The 24,214-nt window shown below is 71.6% G+C and carries 20 protein-coding genes, 1 tRNA gene and 1 riboswitch; of the genes, 11 read left to right on the forward strand and 10 right to left on the reverse strand.

Translation table 11 applies throughout. The annotated features are described in order from the left end of the window. Positions 1-281 precede the first annotated feature (281 nt). Entirely contained in the window at positions 282-1,268 is a 987-nt protein-coding gene (locus EV139_RS11700; RefSeq protein ID WP_130454535.1) for an epimerase, read from the reverse strand. A 142-nt stretch (positions 1,269-1,410) separates the two neighbouring features. Between EV139_RS11700 and EV139_RS11705 the strand changes: the two genes are divergently transcribed. From EV139_RS11705 to EV139_RS11720, 4 genes are all read left to right on the forward strand, one after another. Continuing rightward, on the forward strand, positions 1,411-2,697 hold the full coding sequence (locus EV139_RS11705; protein WP_130454536.1) for an adenylosuccinate synthase: 1,287 nt from the start codon (positions 1,411-1,413) through the stop codon (positions 2,695-2,697). Between the two features lie 8 nt (positions 2,698-2,705). Next, the gene (locus EV139_RS11710) at positions 2,706-3,002 is read left to right on the forward strand and encodes a chorismate mutase (protein ID WP_130454537.1); all 297 of its coding nucleotides are present in this window, start codon (positions 2,706-2,708) and stop codon (positions 3,000-3,002) included. 149 nt (positions 3,003-3,151) lie between these two features. Then, positions 3,152-4,219: an Rv2578c family radical SAM protein gene (locus EV139_RS11715; protein ID WP_130454538.1), complete on the forward strand. Its 1,068-nt coding sequence runs from the start codon at positions 3,152-3,154 to the stop codon at positions 4,217-4,219. A gap of 54 nt (positions 4,220-4,273) precedes the next feature. Continuing rightward, positions 4,274-6,184 carry a heavy metal translocating P-type ATPase gene (locus EV139_RS11720; protein WP_130454539.1) on the forward strand — a complete coding sequence of 637 codons (1,911 nt, stop codon included), beginning with the start codon at positions 4,274-4,276 and terminating at the stop codon, positions 6,182-6,184. Here EV139_RS11720 and EV139_RS11725 read toward each other — a convergent pair. Both EV139_RS11725 and EV139_RS11730 read right to left on the reverse strand, forming a co-directional pair. Next, positions 6,172-7,158 carry a 3-methyladenine DNA glycosylase gene (locus tag EV139_RS11725; RefSeq protein ID WP_237465234.1) on the reverse strand — a complete coding sequence of 329 codons (987 nt, stop codon included), beginning with the start codon at positions 7,156-7,158 and terminating at the stop codon, positions 6,172-6,174. The genes EV139_RS11720 and EV139_RS11725 overlap by 13 nt on opposite strands. Then, the gene (locus EV139_RS11730; protein ID WP_130454540.1) at positions 7,158-7,535 is read right to left on the reverse strand and encodes an RNA-binding S4 domain-containing protein; all 378 of its coding nucleotides are present in this window, start codon (positions 7,533-7,535) and stop codon (positions 7,158-7,160) included. Before EV139_RS11730 ends, EV139_RS11725 begins: the two co-directional genes overlap by 1 nt. A gap of 188 nt (positions 7,536-7,723) precedes the next feature. Between EV139_RS11730 and EV139_RS11735 the strand changes: the two genes are divergently transcribed. The 6 genes from EV139_RS11735 to EV139_RS11760 all read left to right on the forward strand — a co-directional run bounded on the left by EV139_RS11735 (position 7,724) and on the right by EV139_RS11760 (position 13,166). After that, positions 7,724-8,350, forward strand: coding sequence for a YigZ family protein (locus tag EV139_RS11735; protein ID WP_130454541.1), 627 nt, complete (start codon positions 7,724-7,726; stop codon positions 8,348-8,350). A 137-nt stretch (positions 8,351-8,487) separates the two neighbouring features. Beyond that, positions 8,488-9,642: a DNA polymerase III subunit delta' gene (locus tag EV139_RS11740; RefSeq protein WP_130454542.1), complete on the forward strand. Its 1,155-nt coding sequence runs from the start codon at positions 8,488-8,490 to the stop codon at positions 9,640-9,642. After that, positions 9,639-11,222, forward strand: a complete 1,584-nt coding sequence (locus EV139_RS11745; RefSeq protein ID WP_130454543.1) for an alpha/beta hydrolase — start codon at positions 9,639-9,641, stop codon at positions 11,220-11,222. Before EV139_RS11740 ends, EV139_RS11745 begins: the two co-directional genes overlap by 4 nt. Before the next feature lie 123 nt (positions 11,223-11,345). Continuing rightward, positions 11,346-11,421 (forward strand) — tRNA-Thr (locus EV139_RS11750). A 71-nt stretch (positions 11,422-11,492) separates the two neighbouring features. Then, positions 11,493-12,074 carry a hypothetical protein gene (locus tag EV139_RS11755; RefSeq protein WP_130454544.1) on the forward strand — a complete coding sequence of 194 codons (582 nt, stop codon included), beginning with the start codon at positions 11,493-11,495 and terminating at the stop codon, positions 12,072-12,074. Between the two features lie 9 nt (positions 12,075-12,083). Then, a complete protein-coding gene (locus EV139_RS11760; RefSeq protein ID WP_130454545.1) occupies positions 12,084-13,166 on the forward strand; it encodes an acyltransferase family protein in 1,083 nt (360 codons plus the stop codon). Positions 13,167-13,956: 790 nt separating this feature from the next. Here the strand turns inward: EV139_RS11760 and EV139_RS11765 are convergent. The 7 genes from EV139_RS11765 to EV139_RS11795 all read right to left on the reverse strand — a co-directional run bounded on the left by EV139_RS11765 (position 13,957) and on the right by EV139_RS11795 (position 22,957). After that, the gene (locus tag EV139_RS11765; RefSeq protein ID WP_130454546.1) at positions 13,957-15,945 is read right to left on the reverse strand and encodes an ABC transporter ATP-binding protein; all 1,989 of its coding nucleotides are present in this window, start codon (positions 15,943-15,945) and stop codon (positions 13,957-13,959) included. A gap of 146 nt (positions 15,946-16,091) precedes the next feature. Further along, complete coding sequence (gene ribH, locus EV139_RS11770) at positions 16,092-16,619, reverse strand: 6,7-dimethyl-8-ribityllumazine synthase (protein ID WP_130454547.1); 528 nt, start codon at positions 16,617-16,619, stop codon at positions 16,092-16,094. A 38-nt stretch (positions 16,620-16,657) separates the two neighbouring features. After that, positions 16,658-17,944 (reverse strand): GTP cyclohydrolase II, encoded by a 1,287-nt coding sequence (gene ribA / locus EV139_RS11775; protein WP_130454548.1) that lies wholly within the window; start codon positions 17,942-17,944, stop codon positions 16,658-16,660. Then, positions 17,941-18,606, reverse strand: a complete 666-nt coding sequence (locus EV139_RS11780) for a riboflavin synthase (RefSeq protein WP_130454549.1) — start codon at positions 18,604-18,606, stop codon at positions 17,941-17,943. The genes ribA and EV139_RS11780 overlap by 4 nt, the downstream gene beginning before the upstream one ends. Continuing rightward, positions 18,606-19,766 carry a bifunctional diaminohydroxyphosphoribosylaminopyrimidine deaminase/5-amino-6-(5-phosphoribosylamino)uracil reductase RibD gene (locus EV139_RS11785; RefSeq protein ID WP_130454550.1) on the reverse strand — a complete coding sequence of 387 codons (1,161 nt, stop codon included), beginning with the start codon at positions 19,764-19,766 and terminating at the stop codon, positions 18,606-18,608. The genes EV139_RS11780 and EV139_RS11785 overlap by 1 nt, the downstream gene beginning before the upstream one ends. Before the next feature lie 57 nt (positions 19,767-19,823). Next, positions 19,824-19,965, reverse strand: a riboswitch (FMN riboswitch). A 71-nt stretch (positions 19,966-20,036) separates the two neighbouring features. Next, positions 20,037-20,789: a DUF1345 domain-containing protein gene (locus EV139_RS11790; RefSeq protein ID WP_241989046.1), complete on the reverse strand. Its 753-nt coding sequence runs from the start codon at positions 20,787-20,789 to the stop codon at positions 20,037-20,039. Continuing rightward, positions 20,786-22,957, reverse strand: coding sequence for a bifunctional lysylphosphatidylglycerol flippase/synthetase MprF (locus tag EV139_RS11795; protein WP_130454551.1), 2,172 nt, complete (start codon positions 22,955-22,957; stop codon positions 20,786-20,788). The genes EV139_RS11790 and EV139_RS11795 overlap by 4 nt, the downstream gene beginning before the upstream one ends. Positions 22,958-23,064: 107 nt before the next feature. Between EV139_RS11795 and EV139_RS11800 the strand changes: the two genes are divergently transcribed. Then, positions 23,065-24,105, forward strand: coding sequence for an alcohol dehydrogenase catalytic domain-containing protein (locus EV139_RS11800; protein WP_130454552.1), 1,041 nt, complete (start codon positions 23,065-23,067; stop codon positions 24,103-24,105). Positions 24,106-24,214 lie beyond the last annotated feature (109 nt).

Below are 24,214 nucleotides of genomic sequence, written 5' to 3' on the forward strand. Positions count from 1 at the left end.
GGCGCCCGTGCTTTTCCACGAGTGTGCGGCTTCGCTACGAGCGTGCGGCTTCGCTGCGTCAGTGAAGCCGCACACTCGTGCACGGATCCTCCACTCGTGCGTGAATCGGGTGACCGGGCGACCGCGCAATCGGGCAACCGCGCGACCGCGCGACCGCGCGACCGCGCGACCGAGCGACCGCGCGACCGAGCGACCGCGCGACCGAGCGGGTGACGGATCCCCCACTCACACCCAGCGCCCGGGCATCAGACCGCCCAGCACCCGACCTCCCAGCGCCCCGACTACCGCCCGCGAATCTCGGCGTCGACTGCGCGCAGCGCGGGCTCGAGCTCGGGCCACGTGAACACGTAGCCCGCGTCGAGCAGCGCGGCCGGCGGGGTCCAACGGCTCTTCAGTACCATTTCGGACTCGCTCCGCATGGCCCAGGTCGCGGGCTCGAGCATCCACCTGAAGGCGGGGATCCCGATCGGCATGCCGGCCGTGCGTCGCAGGTGCCGCATAAACGTGCGATTGTCGCTCACGGCCGGCGCGGCAACGTTGACGGGGCCGGAGAGCGAATCGTTTGCAAGCGCGAAGCGCACGATCCCTACGAAGTCGTCGATGTGCACCCAGGAGAAGCGCTGCCGCCCGCGCGTCGGGTGCCAGGTGGGCTGCTCGGGCTCGGACGGATCCGATCCGATCCCGCGGTATCGCGAGTGCGGGAACCAGCGACCGTCAAACTGCGGCCCGCCGGCGCCGAGCCGTGCCAGCCGGAAGAGCAGATGGGTCGCGGGCCCGTCGCCGAGCACGATCGAGATCCGCAGCGCCACGCGCCGGGTGCCCGGCAGCTCCGCCTCGGTGAACGCGCGCTCCCACTCGCGGGAGACGTCCACGGTGAACCCGCCGCCGATCTCGCCGTCGCGCTCGGTCTGGGGGCGATCCGTGGCGTGCCGGTAGATGTTCGCCGTGCTCGCGTTGAGCCACACGGCTGGCGGATTGGCGCTGGCGGCGATTGCGTCCGACAGTGCTCGGGTGGTGTCCATCCGCGACCGCAGCACCTCGTCGCGGTTCGCGTCGGTGTAGCGACAGTCGATGCTCTTCCCGGCGAGCCCGATCACGGCGGCGGCCCCGTCGACGAGGCGCAGGATCCCCGCGGGGTCGTCCCAGTTCGCGTCTGCCGCGCCGCGCCCGACCGTGACCACCTCCCAGCCGTCCGCGGTGAGCTCGGTGACCAGTCGCGAACCGAGGAAGCCGGAGGCTCCTCCGATGACAATGCGTTGCGGTTTCATCGTGTCCCTTCGGTCCCTGGATGGGGCGGGTGTGGACTCAGACTAGCCTGACCGGGCTCCCGCCGGGCCCGCTCAGGGCAGGAAGTCGGAGAGGGTGGGTAGACTGGGCCGGTATCTGCCTAGTGCTCAGAAAGGGGCTGAAATGCCCGCAGTACTTATCACCGGTGCCCAGTGGGGCGATGAGGGTAAGGGGCGCGCGACCGATCTGCTCGGAAGCCGCGTCGACTACGTCGTCAAGTTCAACGGCGGCAACAACGCCGGCCACACCGTCGTCATCGGCGACCAGAAGTATGCCCTGCACCTCCTGCCGTCAGGGATCCTGACCCCCGGGGTGGTCCCGGTCATCGCGAACGGGGTCGTCGTTGACCTCGCGGTGCTCAAGCTCGAGCTCGACGCGCTCAAGGAGCGCGGGGTCGACGTCTCCAAGCTGAAGGTGAGCGCCAACGCCCACGTCATCACCGAGTACCACCGCACCCTCGACAAGGTGACGGAGCGGTTCCTCGGCAAGCGCCAGATCGGCACGACCGGGCGCGGGATCGGCCCGGCATACGCCGACAAGATCAACCGCGTCGGCGTGCGCATCCAGGACATCTTCGACGAGGGGATCCTCCGCCAGAAGGTGGAGGCGGCGCTCGAGTTCAAGAACCAGGTGCTCGTCAAGATCTACAACCGGCGCGCGATCTCGGCCGACGACGTGGTCGAGGACCTGCTGAGCTACCGCGAGCTGCTGGAGCCGATGGTCTGCGACACCGGCCTGCTGCTGCACAACGCACTCGCCGACGACAAGACGGTGCTTTACGAGGCGGGCCAGGCGACGATGCTCGACATCGACCACGGCACCTACCCGTTCGTGACCAGCTCGAACGCGACCTCCGGTGGCGCGGCGACCGGATCGGGCGTTCCGCCGCACCAGATCGATCGGATCATCGCGGTGATCAAGGCGTACACGACGCGTGTCGGATCGGGTCCGTTCCCCACGGAGCTGTTCGACGACATGGGCGAGTTCCTGCAGACCAAGGGCGGCGAGTTCGGTGTCACCACGGGTCGCGCCCGCCGCTGCGGCTGGTACGACGCTCCGATGGCTCGGTACGCCGCGCGGATCAACGGCGTCACCGATTTTGTGCTCACCAAGCTCGACGTGCTCTCGGGCCTCGAGACGATCCCGGTGTGCGTCGCCTACGACGTGAACGGGGTGCGCCACGACGAGATGCCCGTGAACCAGTCCGACTTCCACCACGCGAAGCCGATCTACCAGGAGTTCCCGGGCTGGTCCGAGGACATCACCGGGTGCCGCACGTTCGCCGAGCTGCCCAAGAACGCGCAGGACTACATTGTGGCGCTCGAGGCGATGAGCGGCGCGCGGTTCTCCGCCGTCGGCGTCGGCCCGGAGCGTGAACAGGTCGTCGAGCTGCACGATCTGCTGAGCTAGGAGCTGACATGACTGCCCCGACCCCCGCGGAGCGACTCGATCGGCTGCGCTCAAGCATCGACAACATCGATGCGGCGCTCGTGCACATGCTCGCAGAGCGGTTCAGGTGCACGCAGGAGGTTGGGCTGCTGAAGGCCGAGAACGAGATGCCCGCGTCGGATCCGTCGCGGGAGGCGCGGCAGATCGAGCGCCTGCGGAGCCTCGCAGCCGACGCGCACCTCGATCCAGAGTTCGCGGAGAAGTGGTTTAACTTCGTGGTCGCCGAGGTGATTCAGCACCACACGCAGATCGCCGCCGAGCGGTAAGCGGTTCAGGATCGGCCCCGGGCGAAAGCTCGGGGCCGATCTCGTCTGCGCGGCTGGCGCGGCCCCGGTGTTCCCGGCGTTTCCTGCGCTCCCCGCGCGACGCGCAGATCCCACTTGCCAACCATTCGAACATATGTTCGAATAGTTCCATGAGATGGAACGAGCAACGCGTAGCCACGTCCCCCGCGGGGGCGAGTGCTGCCGCGCCCGCGCTGCCCGGCCTTGAGCTTCCCGAGCTCGCGGCCATGCCCGGCCATCTCCGCAGTGTTCGCGCGCCCGAGTTCGCGGGGATGGTGTTCCACGAGGTGCTGGCCAAGAGCGCGCTCAACCGGGTGCCTGGCGAATCGAGCATGCCGTTTTCCTGGACCATCAACCCGTATCGCGGCTGCTCGCACGCCTGCGTGTACTGCTTCGCGCGCGGCTCGCACCGCTACCTCGACTTCGATACGGGGCGGGATTTCGATTCGCAGATCGTGGTGAAGGTCAACGTGGCGGAGGTGCTGTCGCGTGAGCTCGCGCGGCCCGCCTGGGCCCGCAACACGGTCGCGCTCGGCACCAACACCGACCCGTATCAGCGGGCCGAGGGTCGGTACCGCCTCATGCCCGGCGTGATTGGCGCGCTCGCCCGCTCCGGCACCCCGCTCTCAATCCTCACGAAGGGCACGCTGCTGCGACGAGACCTCCCCGCCCTGAGCGAGGCGGCGGAGCGGGTGCCCGTGAGCCTCGCGCTCTCGATCGCGATCGGCGACCCGGCGCTGCAGCAGTCCGTGGAGCCGGGCACTCCCAGCACGCGGGCACGGCTCGATACGGTCGCCGCCGCCCGAGCCGCCGGGCTTCCGGTCGACGTGTTCATCATGCCGGTGCTCCCGCGGCTCACGGACTCGGCCGCGCAGCTCACGGCCCTGCTGAGCGACATCCACGAGGCGGGCGCGCGGTCGGTCATGTACGGGCCGCTGCACCTGCGCTCGCACGTGAAGCCGTGGTTCTTTGAGTGGCTTGAGCACAGCCATCCCGAGCTGGTGCCCGAGTATCGCCGCCTGTACCCCGGCAGCGCAAGCCGGGCTCCGCAGGCGTATCGCATGGAGCTCGCCGGGCGGATCCGGCCGCTGCTGCGGCGCTTCGGTCTCGAGCGCCCCGCGGGGCGGGCGACCCCGGCGGCCGTACCCGCAGCCGCTGAGGGGGTGGTGCCGGGAGTGCCCGCTCCCACGCTGTTCTAGCCCGGGCAATCCGAAAATCATGCGGAACCGTCAGATATTCGAGAGAATGCAAGAATGGACACCCTGCGTCGCGCGATGCGCGCCTATCCGTTCGTCGCGGCCACCATCGCTGTTGGCGTGGTGGGACTGCTCCTCCTCGCGACCCCGGCCAGCTACGTCGCCCCCTGGCTCGTTGGCGTCTACGCGCTCGGGATCGCTGCCTGGCAAGCCGTGGGGATGGTGCGCCAGCTCCTGCGGGGTCACGCGGGGCTCGACATCCTGGCGGTCACCGCGATCGTGGCGGCGGTCCTGGTGGGAGAGCCGTGGGCAGCGCTCGTGGTGGTGCTCATGCTCACGGGCGGCGAGGCGCTCGAAGACTACGCCGAGAACCGCTCAAAGCGTGAGCTGACCGCGCTCCTCGATCGGGCGCCAAGCCGGGCGACCCGTATCGTCCCCGGCATCATCGATGAGGACGGAATGGAGCGCACCGAGACCGTCGACGTACAGGAGATCGGGGTGGGGGACGTCCTCCTCGTACGGCCGGGTGCGCTCGTGCCGGTCGACGCGATCCTGCTCGACGACACCGCCTCGTTCGACGAGTCCTCGCTCACCGGGGAGAGCCTCCCGGTCGAGCGCGCGGCGGGCGAGAAGGTCGCGAGCGGCGTCGTCAACGGGGCCGCAGCGATCCGCATGCGGGCGACCGCGCTCGCGGGCGACAGCCAGTACCAGCAGATCGTGCGACTGGTCGAGGAAGCACAGAGCAGCAAGGCGAAGACCGTGCGCCTCGCGGATCGCTACGCCGTGCCGTTCACGCTGTTCTCGCTTGCGCTGGCCGGGATCGCCTGGGCGGTGAGTGGCGACGCGGTGCGCTTCGCCGAGGTACTCGTTGTCGCTACGCCGTGCCCACTGCTGATCGCAGCGCCGGTCGCGTTCCTCGGCGGGATGAGCCGCGCGGCACAGGCCGGGCTGATCGTGAAGGGCGGTGGCACGCTTGAGCAGCTCGCGCGCGTGCGCTCCGCGGCGTTCGACAAGACGGGCACCCTCACCACGGGCAAGCCCGAACCGCGCCGCATCCTGCCCCAGCCCGGCTTCACCGAGGAGGACGTGCTGCAGCTCGCCGCGTCGGCCGAGGTCTACTCGTCGCACGTGCTCGCGAGCGCGGTCGTTGACTCGGCCAAGGCGCGCGGCGTGGGCCTGCTCGCCGTGACCGACGCCGAGGAGCACGCGACCAACGGCGTTACTGCCCGGCTCGCGGGCGGGGTCGTTCGCGTGGGCAAGCCCGCCTGGGTGCGGGAGGCCGCGCCAGGCCTCGTGCACGCGGAGCTCGAAGCCGGAGAGCTCGCGATCTACGTCTCCCGCAACGACCGCTTCGCCGGCGCCATCGTGATGCGCGACCGGCTCCGCGACGACGCCATCGACACCATCGCCGAGCTGCACGGGCTCGGCGTCTCGCGCATGCTCGTCGTTACCGGCGACGTCGCCGCCACCGCGAACCCGCTCGCCGCGCAGCTGCGCATCGGCGAGGTGCACGCGGAGTGCACCCCGGCCGACAAGGTGCGCATCGTGGCGGAGGTCGAGCCGCGGCCCCTGCTGATGACCGGCGATGGGCTCAACGACGCGCCGGTGCTCGCCGCCGCCGACATCGGCTTCGCGATGGGCGCGCGCGGTTCCACGGCGGCGAGCGAGTCAGCCGACGTGGTCAACCGCTTCGACCGCATCGGCGGAGTCGCCGACGCGATCCGAATCGGCCGCGACACCGTGCGGATCGCGGTGCAGAGCATCTGGCTCGGGATCGCGTTCAGCGTGGCCCTCATGCTCATCGCCGCGTTCGGGTTCCTGCCCGCGCTCGTCGGAGCGTGGCTGCAGGAGGTCGTCGACCTCGTCGCCATCCTCGGGGCGCTTCGCGCGATCCGCGGGCCGCGCACCGCACCCGACCGTGCGGCCCGTGCGGTCGAAGCGACGGCGGGCGCGGATCAGACCGTGTGAGCTCGGGCGGCCGCGATCGCCGCGAGCACCCGGACGCGGATCGCGTTGCCGCGCTCCGCGAAACCGCGCTGCAGCCGCGCGTACTCGCGCTTCCCGTCTGGCGTCTCGATCGGCACGGGAGTGAGCGGGGTGCCGTCGGCGCCCACGAACCCCGTCACGTCGTAGGGCGACGCGCGCATGTCGACCTCGCGGATGTCGCGCGCCAGCACGAACGCGTCGAGCAGCACCTCGCCGGGCACGATCGGGCCGAGCTTCGCCGCCCACTTGTAGACGTCCATGCCGGCGTGCAGGCACCCGGCCTGTTCGGTCTCCGGCTGCGTCTCGCGGGTGGGCCGCAGCGTGTTGAGCGGCGCGGCCTCCGGGGTGAAGAAGCGATACGCGTCGAAGTGCGTGCAGCCGATCTGGTGCGACTCGACCACCCGGTCAGTGGCCGCGTGCCCGATCCTGAGCGGCAGGGCCGCGTGCCGCAGCTGCTCCGGGGTCATGCGGTACACCATCGCCCACTCGTGCAGTCCGAAGCAGCCAAACTTCGGGGTGTGATCGAGCGTGGCTGAGAGCAGCCGCTCCACGTAGTCGACCGTCCCGCCGCGCCGCGCGAAGAACCCGGCCACGTCCACGGTCGCATCCGCGCCAGCAGGGCCGGCCGGGCGGTAGTGCCTGAGCTCGCCACGCTCCGCGGCGGCACCGGCAAGCAGCACGCCGGCCCCCGGGTGCCAGCGGCGCAGCTCGCCGGGCGTCACCGAGTAGTAGGTCCAGAGGAAGTCCTCGATCGGGTGCCGCTCGTGCCGCAGCTTGCGCTCGCGGTGCGCCGCAGTGAGCGCGTCCGCGCGCTCGCGGTGCGCGGCCTCGCGGGCGGTCCAGTCTTCCCGCGCGAGCGTGGTGGGTCGGATCGCGCGGGACACCGGGGGCTGACCGGCGGGGGTGGTCTCCCGGGTGTCGGGGCGCTGCGCCGGTGCCGTCGCGGCGGCCCCCATCACTCCGACTCCCGCCCGCGCAGCCGGTCGATGTCGCGGCGATCCCGCTTGGTGGGGCGGCCCGCGCCGGGATCTCGCACCACCGTCGCGGGGCGCTCCACGCGCGGCGGCGGGGGCGGCGTGAGATCCTCAAAGTGCTTGGCGGCCTCGACCGCGCTGCCGCGCCGCACCGGGAGCCCGGCCACGCGGTAAATGCGCTCGAAACCGTGGAGGCGCACGCGCACCTCGTCGCCAAGCCGCACCGCCTGGGCGGCCTTCGCGGTCGCACCGTTCACGCGCACGTGCCCGGCACGACAGACTGCCGTGGCCTGGCTGCGGGTCTTCGCGAGACGCACGCCCCACACCCAGGTGTCTACCCGTACGCTGTCGCCCGCCATAGACTCGATGCTACCGAGAGTCGGTGAGTCTCGCCCGGGAACGGGCGCCGAGCAGGGTGGCCTGCGGCTCGCCGCAGCCAGTCGGCCCGCCCGATCCGCCCGATCCGACCACCAAAGCCCACACGGGCCCACCCACGAGCACCGCCCGCAGCGCCACCGTCGCGCGCCCAACGCACCGGGAGAGACAGATGGAGTACGAGACGATCAGGTCCGCCGTGGATGCGGAGACCGAGATCTCGCGGTCGCGCTTCCTCACCAGGCTCGAGCGGGTCACCACCGAGGAGGAAGCGCGCGCGGTGATCGCGCGCGTCCGCTCGGAGCACCCGCGCGCACGGCACCACTGCTCGGCGTTCGTGCTCGGATCCGACGGCCGGATTCAGCGCTCAAACGACGACGGCGAGCCGAGCGGCACCGCGGGCGCGCCCATGCTCGACGCGCTCACCTCGGCCGGCCTGCACGACGTCGTCGCGGTGGTGACCCGCTACTTCGGCGGCGTGCTGCTCGGCGCCGGGGGGCTTACGCGCGCCTACCGGTCCTCGGTCGCCGACGCCGTGCACCGCGCCGAGCGGGTGCGGCGCGCGATCCGGCAAGAGGTCACCGTGCACTGCAGCTACGACGTCGCCGCGCAGATCGAGTCCGAGGCCCGCCGTCGCGGCTACAGCATCGGCCAGGCGCAGTACAGCGATCGCGTTGCCCAGCGCTTCGCGGTGTCGCGGGGCGAGATCGCCCCGTTCACCGAGCTCGTGGCCGAGCTCAGCGCCGGCGCGGCCGAGTTCGAGCAGGGCGCCGCCGAGTACGTCGACCTGGCCGGGTAAGCCCGCACCCCGCGTGGGCCGCCGCCCGCGCCGGAGCACGAGCCCGCGCCGGAGCGCGAGAGCGCGCACGCGCACGCGACGGGCGTGCCGCGTATCCCGCGCCCGCCGCTGTCAGGGGGTCACGGTACGCTTCTTGAGTGGACTACTGGGCAGAGATCGTCGGACAGGCGGACGCGGTCCGCACCCTGCACCGTGCCGCCGAGCCCGGGGTGGTCGCGGCGCACGCCTGGCTCATCACGGGACCGCCCGGATCTGGCCGATCAAACCTCGCTTTCCGCTTCGCCGCGGCGCTCATCGCCCGCACCCCCGAGCAGCGCGAGGCAGTCTTCGAGCAGGTTCGCGCGAGGACTCACCCGGACATCGGGGTGCTCACCACGCAGAAGCTCCTCATCGACATCAGGGCGGCGCGCGAGATCGTCACCACCGCGCACTACGCGCCGGCGGAGGGCCGCTACCGCGTCATCGTGATTGAAGACGCGGATCGCATGCCCGAGCGCACCTCGAACGTGCTGCTGAAGGCGCTCGAGGAGCCGCCGGAGCGCACGATCTGGATCCTGTGCGCGCCGAGCGAGGCAGACCTTCTCCCCACGATCAGATCGCGCGCCCGGTCCCTGCGGCTGGTCACCCCGCGCCCCGAAGACATCGCGCAGCTCCTGCACGAGCGCGACGGGATCGACGCCGCGGCCGCGGAGCGGGCGGCTCGCCTCGCGCAGAGCCACATCGGCATGGCGCGCAGGCTCGCCACCGACGAGGGGGCCATGCAGCGCCGCGACCGCAGCATCGACCTCGCACTGAGCATCGCGACGCTCGGCGACGCGATGCGGGTCGCCACGGCCCTCGTGAAGGTGGCCGAGGCGGACGCCTCGGCGCTCACGGAGGAGCGCGACCAGCGCGAGCGCGACGACGCGATGCGCAGCCTCGGCCTCGCGCCGGGAGCCGCGATCCCGCCCCAGATGCGTGCACAGATGCGGACGCTCGAGGAAGATCAGAAGCGGCGCGCCACGCGCAGCCTCCGCGACGGCATCGACCGGATCCTCACCGATCTGCTCTCCGTGTACCGGGACATCCTGCTGCACGCGCTCACCGCCGAGTCCGGCGGTGGCATCGAGCTCATCAACCGCGAAGAGCACGCGCGGATCGCGGATCTCGCCGAGCGGTGGGGCCCCACGCGCGCCCTCGCGGTGGTCTCGGCCGTTGAGGCCGCCCGTGTGCGCCTCACGCGGGGGATCACGCCGGGACTGGTGCTCGAGGCGCTGTTCGCGGGAATTATCGCGGTGGAGGAGCCAGCATGATCGACCAGGTGCACCACCCCCGCCCACCCGTGCGCCCGGTGGCGGCGTGGCGGTGCGGCACACGCGCAGGGCGCGCGCTCGCAGCTGTTGCCGGCGCGGTGATCGCTGCGGTCGCACTCAGCGGCTGCGCGGCCGCTGGCAGCGATCCCGCACCCCTGCCGCCCGCCCCGAGCGGCACCGTCGAGAGCTTTGGCGCGCAGGAGCCGGTCTGGGAAGCCTGCGACAACGCGATGCAGTGCGCCGAAGTGCACGCTCCGCTCGACTGGGACGCCCCCGAGGGCGACACCATCACGCTCCGACTGGTCAAGCACCCGGCGACGGGCGACGAGCGGCTGGGCACCCTGTTCGTGAACCCGGGCGGTCCCGGAGCGTCCGGGGCCGACTACGTCAGCGACAACTTCGACTACGCCGTCGCTCCCGAGCTGCAGGCGGCCTACGACGTCATCGGCTGGGACCCGCGCGGCGTGGGCGGATCGAGCGCGGTGAGCTGCCTCGACACCGCCGGAATGGACGAGTACCTCTTCGGGGAGAGCCCGGCGGCGGGTCTTGAACGCGGCAGCGACGCCTGGATCGACGCGGCGCTCGCCGAGGAGACCGAATTCGGTGCGGCGTGCGCCGACGCGACCGGGCCCCTCCTCGCGCACGTCAGCACTGACGCGACCGTCCGCGATCTCGACATGCTGCGCGAGATCGTGGGCGACCCGAAGCTGAACTACCTCGGGTTCTCCTATGGCACCTACATCGGGGCACGCTACGCGGACGCCTACCCAGAACAGGTGGGCCGCCTCGTCCTCGACGGCGCCATGGACCCCACCACCAGCATGAGCGATGTGGTGCGCGAGCAGACCCTCGGCTTCGAGCAGGCGCTGCGCGCCTACACGACCGATTGTCTCCAGCGCCGCGGCTGTCCGCTCACCGGCAGCGTGGACGACGCGATGGGCCAGATCAGCGCGCTCCTCGACCGGGTCGACGCGTCGCCGCTCACTGGCTCGGACGGCCGCACCGTGGGGGTCAACGTCGCCCTCACCGCCATCATTACCCCGCTGTACTCGGAGAGCATGTGGGGCTATCTCGACGACCTCTTCACCAGCCTCGCCACCGACGATCCGAGCGTGGCGCTGTCGCTCGCCGACTTCTACTACGATCGCGTCGACGGGGCGTACCTCTCGAACTCGACCGAGGCATTCTCGGCGATCAACTGTCTGGATTACCCGATCACCCGAGACCGCGATCAGCTGCGGGCCGACGCGGCCGAGCTTGCCGAGATTGCCCCCACGATCGGTCGGTTCCAGGGCTACGGCGACATCAGCTGCGCGGCGTGGCCCGTCCCGGGGCCCGAGGAGCGCGCCGCGGTCACCGGATCCGGCGCCGACCCGATCCTCGTGGTGGGCACCACCGGGGATCCGGCCACCCCGTACCCGTGGGCGGTGTCCCTCGCCGAGCAGCTCGAGAGCGGGGTGCTGGTCACCTACGTGGGGGAGGGCCACACCGCCACGACCACGAGCGACTGCGTAGCCGACGTGGTGGTCGACTACTTGCTCACCGGCGCCGTGCCGGGTAGCGACCCGCGCTGTAGCTAGCGCTGTCGCGAGTGCTGTGGTGAGTGCTGTCGCGCCGCACGCGCCCGGCGCTCGTCAACGTGCTTGAGGCGCCCCGATCGTGCTAGAGTAGTTGCTTGTGCGCGAGAGCAATTTCGCGCACAGGCCGCCTTAGCTCAGTTGGTAGAGCGATTCACTCGTAATGAATAGGTCGTCAGTTCGATTCTGACAGGTGGCTCCAATTCTGACGGACCGGTCGCCCACTGAGGCGCGCTATTCGCTGCGCTGGGAATCGGCGCATAGGGTGGGAGCATGACCAACGTTCTCGCGCGCGAAATGCCGAGCCGCTACGCCCGCGCGAACCCGCGCACGCCGGAGCGGCCGATGGACTTCACGGTGGCCGAGTTCCTGCGCGGGCTTGGGATCACCTTCGTCGCGTTCAACGTCGTCCTGCTCGCGTTTCTGTTCGTCGTCAGCGTGATCGGGCAGCTCGCCGCTGGGCTGCCGCCGCTTGACGGGGCGCAGTACCTGCTGATCGTGCCGCTGTACGCGGCGCCGGTCTCGGCGCTCGCGTGCGTCACCTATGGCGGGCTCGCCGCGTTCGGGCTGGGGAAGCTCCTGCGGCGCGAACCGCGGCGCTGGGTGCACCGCGCCGCGTTCATCGCGCTCGCGGTGGTGGTGAGCTACCTCACCTCCGTCGTGCTGCAGATGAGCACGTACGGCTCCTTCGATGGAAACGCGTGGGCCGAGCCGCAGCACCTCCTGTACGCGGTCCCCACCGCGGCCGCCGTGTGGCTGGGGTGGGAGTTTGCGAGTTCGCGGGCGCTCCGCACTGACGCCCGCGCCGCACGGTTCGCCGACACCGGCGCCGCGCGGAGCCACGACGCGCCGTAGGCTACAGAGGTGAGCTCCACTACCAAACCCCGGGTCGCGCTCTGGGACAATGCCAGATTTGTGCTGATCGTACTCGTGGTGATCGGCCACCTCATTTCGACCGTGCGCACCGACTCCGCACTCGGGTTCGGCCTCTACGCATACATCTACCTGTTCCACATGCCGGCGATGATCCTGCTCTCCGGGATGTTCTCCCGGGCAGAGACCTCGCCGAAGGCGGTGCGGTCAACACTCCAGCTGCTCGTCACCTGGGGCCTCTGGGAACTTATCTGGGCCGGGATCCGGGGGGTCGTCGAGGGGCGGGTGCCCGGAAACTCGTTCCTCGTCTCGCCGGCCTGGACGCTCTGGTTCCTGGTGTCCCTCGCCACCATGCGGATTCTCCTGCCCTACATTGCGCAGCTCCGGCACCCGCTCCTGGTCTCGATCATCGTCGCGCTGGGGGCGGGGATCCTCCCGGCGATCGGCACCGACTTTTCCGCCTCGCGCACGCTCGCGTTCCTTCCGTTCTTCGTCGCGGGCTGGTTGGCGCGGCAGCGCGGTTGGCTGGCGGGAGACTGGTTCACCCGGCCGCGCGGGGCAACCCGCGCCGCAGCCTGGGGGCTGCTGGGAGCGCTGGCGATTGTGCTGGCGCTCCTGCCGCAGCTGCGTGAGGTCTGGCGGATCGACCGGTGGCTCACCTGGCGCGACGATTACTTCTGGCTGTTCTCGCACGCCCCGATCGGCGACTGGCAGCCGGAGGCGTGGGGCGCTGTGGTCGCCGGCGGCGTCGCCGTGACCGCGGTGCTGCTCGCCGTGGCCGGAGCGATGACGCTCGCCCTGCTCATCATCGTGCCGCGCGGCCACAGCGCGGTGACCGTCTGGGGCACGCGCACGCTGTTCGTCTACCTGCTGCACGGGCCTGTTGTGTACCTGCTGCGCGAGGGCGGGGTGATCGCCTGGTTTGGCAGCCTCGGACCCGTCGGGCTGCTGCTCCTGATCGGGGGCGGGGTGGGGCTCGCGATCCTGCTGTCGCAGCGCTGGGTCGCGCGCGCGACCGGGCCGATCATCGAGCCCGGCTTCGACTGGGCGCTGCAGCGCGAGAAGACCCCCTAGGAGGGGCGCCTGCTCCTGCGCGCGGCGCCCCTGTGCGTGGCGCTTGGCCGCTGACGGCGCAGGTCCGACCCGGCCACGCAGGTCCGACCCGTTAGCGCAGATCCGACCTGGTCGCGCACATCCGACCCGCTAGCGCAGCTCCGCCCCTGTTTGGGGGCGGAACGCGGCGGTGGCGCGGGTCGGATGTGGGGGATCGGGTCGGATCTTCGGGTGGTAGGCGCCGGGCGTGGTCGGGCGCTCGGTCCGACGCGCGGCTGCTGCGCGGGCGCGCGCGTTCACCGGGGTCTGCGCGCACGCGCGGATGGCCGATCGGGCGCGCCCGAGACCGGCCGCTCGGCCGCCGCCGGCGCAGGTCCGACCCTGTCGCGCAGGTCCGACCCTGTCGCGTAGGTCCGACCCTGTCGCGTAGGTCCGACCCTGTCGCGTAGGTCCGACCCTGTCGCGCAGCTCCGACCCTCTAGTGCAGATCCGACCCTGTTTGGGGGCGGAACGCGACGGTGGCGCGGGTCGGATGTGTGGGATCGGGTCGGATCTGCGCCCCGCCCGGACGGAGCTTAGCCCCGCCCGCCCGTCCGCCCGCAAACACAGTCCAGCGGCGCCCGCCGGCCCGTGCCGCCCGCCGCGCGGCAGACCGCAGGCCCAGCGGCCCTCGCAGCGGGCGCAGCGGCCTACGCAGCAGGCCCAGCGGCCTACGAGCGGGCGCAGCGGGCCCAGAGGCCCACGCAGCGGCCCACGCAGCGGGCCCAGCGGCCCACGCAGCGGGCGCCGGGCCCGCGCCGCAGGTCGGGGCCTACGCCTCCGGCTCGGCCACGAGCAGCTGGTGCTGCGCGAGCTCCCGGTACAGCGGGGTGGTCTCGACGAGCTCGGCGTGCGTGCCCTCGCCAACCACCCGGCCGGCGTCGAGCACCACGATCTTGTCTGAATCGACGACCGTCGAGAGCCGGTGCGCGATCACCACGAGCGTGCGCCCGGTGGCGACGGAGTCGAGGGCGTCGCGCATGAGGCGCTCGTTGACGCCGTCGAGGCTGGCCGTCGACTCATCGAGCAGCAGCACGGGCGGCGCGGTGAGCAGAGCACGGGCGATCGCGAGGCGCTGCTTCTCGCCGCCGGAGAGCAGAATCCCGCTCTCGCCCACCTGCAGGTCGAGCGCCGCGGCGAGCTCGCCCGGGGAGAGCGGCGCGGGCGAGTCGGGGTTTGCGGAGGTGGTGCTGCCGCCGGACGCGCGACCGAGCAGCCCGCCGAGGTTCACGGCGCGGAGCACGCGGGCGCACGCCTCGTCGGTCGCGTGCGGAGCGCCCAGCCGCAGGTTGTCGCGCAGCGTGCCTGCCAGCACGGGGGCGTCCTGCTCCACGTAGCCGAGCTGCGCCCGGAGCTCGGCGCGGTCGAGCGCGCGCAGCTCAGCCCCGAAGAGCGACACCGTCCCGGAGTCGGGGTCGTAGAACCGCTCCATGAGGCCGAGGATCGTTGACTTGCCCGCTCCGGACGGCCCGACGAGCGCCACGCGAGTGCCGCGCTGCACGTCGAAGCTCACCCCGTGGAGCACCGGCGTCTCGACGATCTCCGCGGGCGGCACGTCGCGCGCCGCCCCGCGCCCGCTGCGCACCAGCGAGCGGGCGTCCGCGCGCTCGGGCGCGGCGGAGCGGTAGGTGAAGTGGACGTCCGCGAACGAGATCGCGGGGGCCTGCGGCACGCTCACCTCGTCGAGCGGCTCGATCCGGCCGCGGGGGGAGAGCTCCGCATCGTGCGCGGTCTCGGTGGACAGCGAGGTGATCTCCTGGATGCGGCCGAGCGCGCCGAGCGCCTGATTGACCGCCGAGATTGCCCCGAAGGCCTGTCCGAGCGGCGTGATCATGAGGAACAGGAACACGATGAACATGACCAGCTGCGCGATGGTGATCGCCCCGGTCGCCACGCGGAAGCCGCCAAGCCCGAGCACCACGAGGAACGAGAGCTGCATGGCGAGGAACGAGATCGGCACGATCAGCGCCGAGATTCGAGCCACCTTGAGGCCGAGACGGTACGCGTCGCGCGCATCCTGCTCGGTGGCCTGCTGCTCGCGCTCGGCGGCTCCGGCCGCGCGAATGGTGCGAATCGACGACACAGTGCGGTCGACCTGGGCGGCGAGATCGCCGACCTTCTCCTGCGCCTGGGCCACTGCCGGTCGGATCTTGCCGGACACGAGCACCACGATCACGAGGGCCACCAGGATCACGCCGAACGTGATGCCGAACAGCAGCGGGTCGATCACGAGCATGCCGATGAGCGCGCCAATGAAGACGAGGATGCCGCTCATCGCCTCAACGAGGCCCTGCGTGAGCACGGCGCGCAGCAGGGTGGTGTCGCTGCCGACGCGGGAGACGAGGTCGCCGGTGCGGCGCCGGTCGAACTGCGAGATCGGCAGGTGCAGGATCTTGGCGATCAGGTGGCGACGGCTGGTGAGCACGACGCCCTCGCCCATGCGCTGCAGCACATAGTGCTGGAAGCCGCTGAGGACCGCGTCGACCACCACGATCGCGGAGAGCAGCACGAGCAGGCTGGTGAGCGCCTCACCCGATTCGACGCGGGTGATGAGCTGGCCGAGGATGGGCGGTTGCACGAGCGAGGTGACCGCGCCGATGATGCCGAGCACCAGTGCGAGCACGAGCAGTTTGCGCTGCTCGAAGAGGTAGGGGACGAGCTGCTTGATTGAGGCGCGCGGCCCCCGGGGCGCCTCGGCTGCGGCTCCCCGGCCGCGGCCTCCGCGACGGTTCTCGGACGGGGCGGCGGCGTGCTCTGACATAGGGCCAACTCTACCGAGGCACGCTGACAGCGGGCCTCGGAAACGTGTGCACCCGGCGGCCCGGGCCCCAGGCCATCCGGACTAGCCGAGCAGCCCAGGCCCCCAGGTCCCCTGGGCGCCCAGGCCGCCCGGCCTTGAACGCGTGGCTACGAATCGCTCCCGGGCACGAGCCGGAGCGTCGGCCCGGTCTCGCGGATCCGCCGCGCGGTCACCGCGAGGTGCAGGGCGGCCTCCGCGGCCTCCTGCCCCTTCGACTCCGGGGCGCCGGGGCGGCCGGAGCGGTCGAGCGCCTGCTGCTCGGTGTCGGTGGTGAGGATGCCGAACCCGACCGGCCGGCCAGCGTCGAGCTGCACGCGGGTGAGGCCGTCGGTGACGGCGTTGCAGACGTAGTCGAAGTGCGGCGTGCCGCCCCGGATGATCACGCCGAGGCACACGACGGCATCAAACCCGCCGCCGCCCGAGCTGAGCGGCGCCAGCGCAACCTGCGCGGCGAGCGGCAGCTCGAACGCGCCGGCCACGCGGAACAGGCTGTGCTCTGCGCCGGATGCGGACAGTGTCTCCTCCGCGCCCGCGACGAGCGCGGACATGATCTCCTCGTGCCAGCTCCCGGCAAGGATCGCAACGCGCAGGCCACTCGCGTCGACAGTAAGGTTTGGTGCTCCAGCGCCGCTCATGGTGGCTCCTTCGGTGGTGGGGGTCGTGTCGGATCGGGTTAGCGCACCGCGTCGGGCAGCTGGTGCCCCATGCGGTCGCGCTTGGCGTTGAGGTAGCCGACGTTCTGCTCGGTCACGCCGACGAGCAGGGGCACCCGCTCGACCACGTCGATGCCGTGCGCCTCAAGCTGCGACACCTTGTCCGGGTTGTTCGTGAGCAGGCGGACGCGCTCAACGCCGAGGTCGGCGAGGATCTCTGCGGCGGCCGTGTAGTCGCGGCTGTCCGCGGGGAGCCCGAGCTGCAGGTTCGCGTCGAGCGTGTCGAGCCCCTGTTCCTGCAGCTGGTAGGCGCGCAGTTTGTTGGCGAGGCCGATGCCGCGTCCCTCATGCCCGCGGAGGTATACGACGATGCCGCCGCGCTCGTGAATCAGGTCGAGGGCGGCGTCGAGCTGCGGGCCGCACTCGCACTTCAGCGATCCGAATGCCTCGCCGGTGATGCACTCGGAGTGCACGCGGACGAGCGCATCGCTCTGCGGCAGCGCGCCCTCCGGGGTCGGCGCAACCAGGGCGATGTGGTCGACCCCCACGCGGCGGTCGCGGTACGCAAGCGCGCGGAAGTCGCCGTGCTCGGTGGGGAGCAGCGTGTTCGCGCGCAGGCTCACGCGGCGGTTGTGTGGCTCACCGGCGGGTGCCCCGGCGGGATCATGCTCGTTGAGGTATGCGATGAGCTGCTCGATCGTGATCACGAGCACGCCCTCGCGCGCGCCGAGCTCAATGAGCCCGGGGAGGCGCATCATCTCGCCGTCCTCGGCGACGATCTCCGCGATCGCCGCAACCGGCCGCAGCCCGGCGAGGCGCATCAGCTCGACGGCCGCCTCGGTGTGGCCGTCGCGGGCGCGAACGCCCCCGTCGACGGCGCGCAGCGGCAGCACGTGCCCGGGGCGGCGCACGTCGGTGGGTACGCCGGCCGGGTTTGCCAGCGCGCGCAGCGTGGTGGTGCGATCGCTCGCGCTAATCCCGGTGGTGATCCCGTGCGCCGCGTCGACCGTGACCGTGTAGGCCGTGCCGCGGGCGTCCTCGTTGCGCTCCACCATCATGGGGAGTTCGAGCTGATCGGCGACCTCGTTGGTCATGGGCGCGCAGAGCAGGCCGGACGACCAGCGCACGGTCCACGCGATCCACTCCTGGCTCGCGAGCTCGGCGGAGATGATGACGTCGCCCTCGTTCTCGCGGTTCTCGTTGTCGGCAACGATGACCGGGCGGCCCGCCTTGATCGCGGCGACGGCGTCCTCGATGCGGGCGATCCCGGCGGTCCGGGGTGCGTCAGGGGTGGCTTCGGTGCTCATGCGTGTGGTCCTTCGGTGGTCGTGGTGGGAGCTGCGGGGCCAACGCCGAGGCGCAGCATGCGGGCAACGTGGCGGGCAAGAATGTCGGTCTCGACGTTGACGCGGTCGCCGGGCGCGAGCGCGCCGAGGGTGGTGGCGACGAGCGTCTCGGGGATCAGGGACACCTCGAACCAGGCGTCCGTCGCCTCGGGCTCCGAGATCGCCGAGACCGTGAGCGATACGCCCGAGAGCGTCACCGATCCCTTGTCAACGAGCAGCGGGGCAAGCTCGGGGCTGAGCGAGAACCGGAGCACGCGCCAGGCCTCGGCGGGGGTGGTCGAGATCAACGCGGCGGTGCCATCGACGTGGCCCTGCACGATGTGGCCGCCCAGGCGGGTATCAACGCGCACCGCGCGTTCGAGGTTGACGGGGCTGCCCACGCCGAGGTCGCCGAGCGCCGACATGCGCAGCGACTGCGCCATCACGTCGGCGGCGAACGTGCCGCGCCCGTCGGGCGTCGCGCCCTGCTCGATCACCGTGAGGCACACGCCCGACACCGCGATCGAGGCGCCGTGCGTGGCGTCGCTGGTCACGAGCGGGCCGGCGATGGTGAGGCGGAGCGAGTCTGCGACGGGGTCGATCGCGACGATCTCCCCGATTTCCTCGATGAGTCCCGTGAACATTAGTGTCCTTCCTCGAGCGGAACGGTGGTGGCTTTGATGAGCAGGTCGGCGCCGAGCTGCGCGGTGTGCGTGACGCGCAGCCGCGCGATGTCGGCGATGCTCGAAATACCGATGTCGCCGAGCGCGAGGCGTGGACCACCCAGCAACGCGGGGGCGATGTAGACGAGCACCTCGTCAACGAGCCCGGCCGCGATGAGCGCGCTCGACACGGTGGGTCCGCCCTCCACGAACACGCGGGTGATGCCGCGGGCGTACAGTTCGGCGAGCTCCGCGGCGAGGTCGTCGCCGGGGATCCGGATCGGTTCGGCGAGGCCGCGCGCCGCGAGGCCGGGGTGGCGGCGCACGCGCGCGTCGTCCGGGATCGCGCGGTGACCCACGACGACGGGGACTGGCTGCTCGGCGGCGGGCACGAGCAGCCCGCCGGTCTCTGCGCGGGCGGTGAGCGCCGGATCGTCTGCGAGCAGCGTGCCGGTGCCGACAAGGATCGCGTCTGCCTCTGCGCGTCGGCGGTGTACGTCGCCGCGGGCGTCGGGGCCGGTGATCCACTGGCTGCTGCCGTCAGCGGCGGCGGCGCGGCCGTCAATGGTTTGCGCCCACTTGACGGTGACGAACGGGCGGGCGGGCGGGGCGGCGGGGCCCGCCTCGGCGATGCCGACGCTCGCGGTCGCCGGGGGCGTGGCGTCCGCGCCGCTCGCGGCGGCGCGGGCGCCCGCCTGTCGGGCCAGCCAGCCGGCCAGGAGCGCCCGGGCTTCCCCGGGGAGAATCCCGCCGCGCACCTCGATGCCCGCAGCGCGCAGCGTGGCAGCACCGCCGGACGAGGCCTGGCCGGGATCGCCGAGCGCGTAGGCGACGGCGCCAATCCCGGCCTCCGCGAGCGCGGTGGCGCACGGACCCGTGCGTCCGGTGTGGTTGCACGGTTCGAGCGTGACCACCGCGGTGACCTCGCCGAGCCGGTCCCGCCACTCGGCGGGAACCCGGCTCAGGGCGTCGATCTCGGCGTGAGGCGTGCCAGCGCCGCGGTGCCAGCCCTCGGCCACGATGCGGCCGTCCGGGTCGAGGAGCACGCAGCCGACGCGCGGATTGTCGTCTTCGGCGGGGCCGCGGGTCGCGAGCGCGAGTGCACGGTGCATTGCCGCTTCGAGGAGCGCTTGCTCAAGCATCCCGTTCGCCCCATTTCTGCGTGCGGGGTTCGCGCGGGGTCGCGGGGAGCCCGCGACGGCGCGTTCCTCTCATCCGGACTAGCGCGAGTACTCTCACGCATCACCGTCGGTACCGGAATTTCACCGGATCGGCCTCGCGGAAGCGAGGTTCGCGGACTGTCACCGCCGGTTCGGATTCTCACCGACCCCGGAACACGGGACCATGCTACTCCCACCGCGGGGCGGAAGACCAGTGCTGCGCCCCCGCATTACGCCGACGGCGCAACGGCGTCACCCGAAGAGGTCGGCGAACAAACGCCCGTTCGCGATCACGTTCATGGTGAGCACGATGATGAGCGCGTTGAAGAAGAACGCGATCGTGGTGTGCCACACGACGGTCCACCGCATGTGGGTGTTGACGATCTTCACGTCTGAAACGGCGAACGTGGTCGAGTTGGTAAACGCGAGGTAGACGAAGTCGACGAGCCGAGGGTCGTCGGTGCCGGGGAACTCGAGCGGCGGCGTCTTCGCCCGGTGGTAGCGGGAGAAGTAGATCCGCGCGTAGCCCCAGTTGAACATCGCCCAGGCGAGGAGCATTGCCCACACCGCAGTGAACTCGCCGGCCGGATCGTGCAGGTCTTTGCCGATGCTCGTGATGAGATCGATGGCCACGCTGAGCCCGATCGCGCTCGACGCGAACGTGAACAGCGTGGAGAAAGCGCGGGTGATCGGGTGCCCCACGAGCACCCGGGTGACGCGCGGATCAGGCTGATCGATGCGCACGAGAATGTTGAGCGTGAGCACGGTGGGGATCAGGTAGAGCGTGGCGGTGACGCACCACACGAACATCGGGACGAGCGCGAAATCCTCGTCGTCGCCCCACAGTAGATCGAGGCCGACCCAGATGAGGATCAGCTGCATCACGAGCCCGATGATCTCGCCGCCAACGCTCAGCCCCACGCCGATCGCGCGCAGCGCGCCGTGCGGTGTGCCGGGCGGGGCCGCCTCGGGCGCCCGGCCCTCCTGGCCCGGATCCGCGCTCACTTCGCGCCCTCCCCACCCGCGGCCGGCGCCGGCTTTGCGGCCGCGGCGGACGCGACGAGATCGCGCAGTGAGGCGTCCGGGAGGTATGCGCGGGTGAGCGCGATCCCGATGCGGGGCAGGTCGCCCTCGTCGCGAAACAGGAGGTGCAGCGACGCGGAGCGCGGGTTGAATTTCTGCTTGAAGCGGTGGAGCGACTTGAAACCGTAGAGCGGCTCGATGAGCGCGCCCACCTGATCGAGCACCTGGTCCACCGGCCCAGCCGCGGCCTCGGCGGGGCGCACGAGCGGTGCGCCCGAAAGCGAGAGGAACTCGTACCCCTCCTCGGAGAAATGCTGCGCGGCAGACGCGATCAGGAACTCCATGACGGGGCCGAAGCCGCCGTCGCGCCGCCGCATGAGATCGAGTGTCCAGCCGATCACGCGTGGCTCCCCGGTCGCCGGATCCGCCGGGCCGTGGACGGGCAGCCAGGACGTGATCCCGTGCAGGCTGCCGTCGGCGTCGACGGCGATGCCGACGTACGTTGCCGGGTCGAGTGCCTCCTCGACGGTGCCGAGCGTGAAGCGCATCTCCGGCAGCCCCTTGTCGCCCGTCCACTGCTCGGAGATCGCCCGCACCTGGGCGAGCACGCTCCAGGGCTCGTCGGCCAGCCGCACCATGCGGAAGGAGATCCCCTCGCGGTTCGCCCGATTGATCGCGGTGCGCACGGCGCCCCACGCTTTGCCCGTGAACGCGAGCCCCGGGAGATCGACGATCGTGTCCTCGGCGACCACCACGGAGCGCCAGCCTGCCGGCTTCGCCAGCGCGCTGACCTCGCTCGCCGAGAACGCGCACGGGATGAGGCCGGCGCGCTGGGTGACGCGCTCGAACTCTTCGAACGCGGTGTGGTGCTCGCCGGCGGCCACGATCGGATCGCCCAGCATGATCGCCACGCCGGCGTGCGGCTGGAAGGTGATCGCACCGGTGCCGGCCGCGACGTGCCGGTTGCCGCGCCAGGTGGTCATCCAGGAGATCGTGCCCCCGCCGAAGCGCGCAAGCCGCTCGGTCGCCTGCGCGGTGGACAGGTGCTCGGCCGCGAGGGTGCGCCGGGAGCGCCGCAGCGGCACCCGGAACGCGCCGCGACCGGCGATGAGGACCACGAGGAGCGCGGCCCACAGCACCGCGGGGGCAATGAGCCCACCGAGGAACTCGGCGGGGGAGTCGATGATCTCGGCCGCGACCATGAACTGGAGCAGCGCGAATCCGAGCGCCGCGGTCACGATGTTGAACGCCGCGATGACGATCGCGCCGATCCAGGCGATCCGCACCCCCTGCCGCACCCCGTTCGCGATGAGCGCGATCACGACCACGTCGATCGCCACGTCGACGAACGACGCGACCGGCTCGTTCTGTCCGAGCGGTCCGTCGTAGGGCACGAGGAGGTCGATGATCTGGATCACGCCGATCGCGATGAGCCCGGCGCACGCGATCAGGCGCCACTCGCGCTCGCTCGGCCGCCCGGCCGGGTGCCGGAACGCGGGCAGCCACCCGCTCGCGACAAGGGCGGCGACCATCGCGACCGCGTGCTCCACGTCGTGGAGCTGACCGAGGTAGAGCAGGGAGATCCCCACCCAGATCACCACGGCGATCCGGGCGCGCAAACGCCACGGCGCGGGGAGCGTGGCGATCGCGAACACGAGCGCGGCGAGCGCCCCGCACGAGGGGCCGACATCGAAGTTCTGCGTGAGCTGCACGGCCCAGTGCCAGCCGGTCTGCGAGACGAGCAGCAGCAGCCCGGCGGCGCCGAGCACGCCGACCACGTGGCCCGCCGCGAAGAGGCCGAGCGTGCGGAGCCAGCCGAAGCGCCACTCCGCCCAGCCGATGCCGCCCACGACGAGGGGGAGCAGGGTGAGGTAGACGAGCGGGTGGTCGACGAAGAACGGCGAGGTCGCCAGCGTCCACCAGCGGCCCTCGGCGAACGCCGGGATCCCGGTGGCGACCTGGTCGTACCAGGGCTTGTCGGCGGCGGGGCTGAACAGCGTTCCCGTCGCGGCGCCCACGGCGATGAGTGCGGCGACGAATGCGATCGTGAAGGGCAGGCGGCGCAGCGCGGCCAGGACCGGCGGGAGCGGGCGCGCTGGGGTGTCCGGGGCCTGCGCGGGGGCCGTGGCGTGGACGACGTCGTCGGTCATGGACCCAGTCTAGAGTTTGACGGCGCTGCGGGAGTACGCTGAATTGTGGTGGCACGCCACGTGACGCCCCCGTATGGTGAGGCCTCCGGGCCGGAGCAGGAGAAGCAATGCGCGCTGTGACCTACGTCAAGAACAACACTGTCGAGGTGCTGGAGAAGCCGGTTCCCGAGATCGCGGCGGACGAAGTCCTCCTGAAGGTCGGCGGAGCCGGGGTGTGCCACTCGGACATCACGATCATCGGCTTCGGCGACGACAACCCGCTCGTGGGCGGCACCCTCGGGCACGAGGTCGCCGGAACCGTGGAGCGGCTCGGCGCGGACGTCGCCGGCTGGAGCGTCGGAGACCGCGCGATCGTCGCGCTTGTGCTGTCGTGCGGGCAGTGCCGCGAGTGCCTCGCCGGGCGCGACAACCAGTGCGAGGTGGTCGCGCCGCGCGGCTCGCTCGCCCCGCTCTCACCCGGCATCGGCAGCCCGGGCGGCATGGCCGATTACATCGCCGTGAAGTCGCGCCACCTCGACCCGATCGGCGCGCTCGACCCCGTCGACGCCGCCCCGCTCGCCGACGCCGCGCTCACCCCGATGCACGCGATCAACACGGTGCGCGACCGGCTCTCGGCCGACGCGACGATCGTCACGATCGGCCTGGGCGGGCTCGGCCACATGGCGCTGCAGATCCTCGCGGCGACCACGGGCGCGCGGATCATTGCCCTCGACACCGATCCGGCAAAGCTCGCGTTCGCGGAGGCGCACGGCGCCGATCTCGCGATCCCCAGCGACGGGGAGGCCGCGGCGCGGATCCTCGCCGAGACCGGCGGGATCGGCGCCGACGTGGTGTTCGACTTCGTCGGCGTGCAGCCGACTGTCGACCTCGCGATCGCCGTGGTGCGCGGCGGCGGCGCAATTCGCTTCGTTGGCCTGGGTGGTGGGGAGTTTTCATACACGGCCGGCGCCGGATCGGGGCTGCCCTGGGGTGTCAACATCGAGCGCGCCTACGGCGGCACGCGCTCCGATATGCGGCAGGCCGTTGCGCTGGCCGAGGCCGGCAAGATCGCCGTCGAGGTGGTCCGGTACTCGCTCGACGACGCGGTGCAGGCGTTCGACGATTTGCACCACGGTCGGATTGCGGGCCGCGCGGTGCTCGTCCCCTAGCCCGGCGCTCGGCGGCGAGCGGTCCCGGCGGCGGCGAAGTGGCGCCGGCGGCCGCGAAACAACGTAGAACCGGCGGCCGCGAGGGAGCGTCGGCGCGGCGCGGCGCGGG

This window comes from Leucobacter luti (genome assembly GCF_004217175.1).
In the GTDB taxonomy this organism is placed as follows: domain Bacteria; phylum Actinomycetota; class Actinomycetes; order Actinomycetales; family Microbacteriaceae; genus Leucobacter; species Leucobacter luti.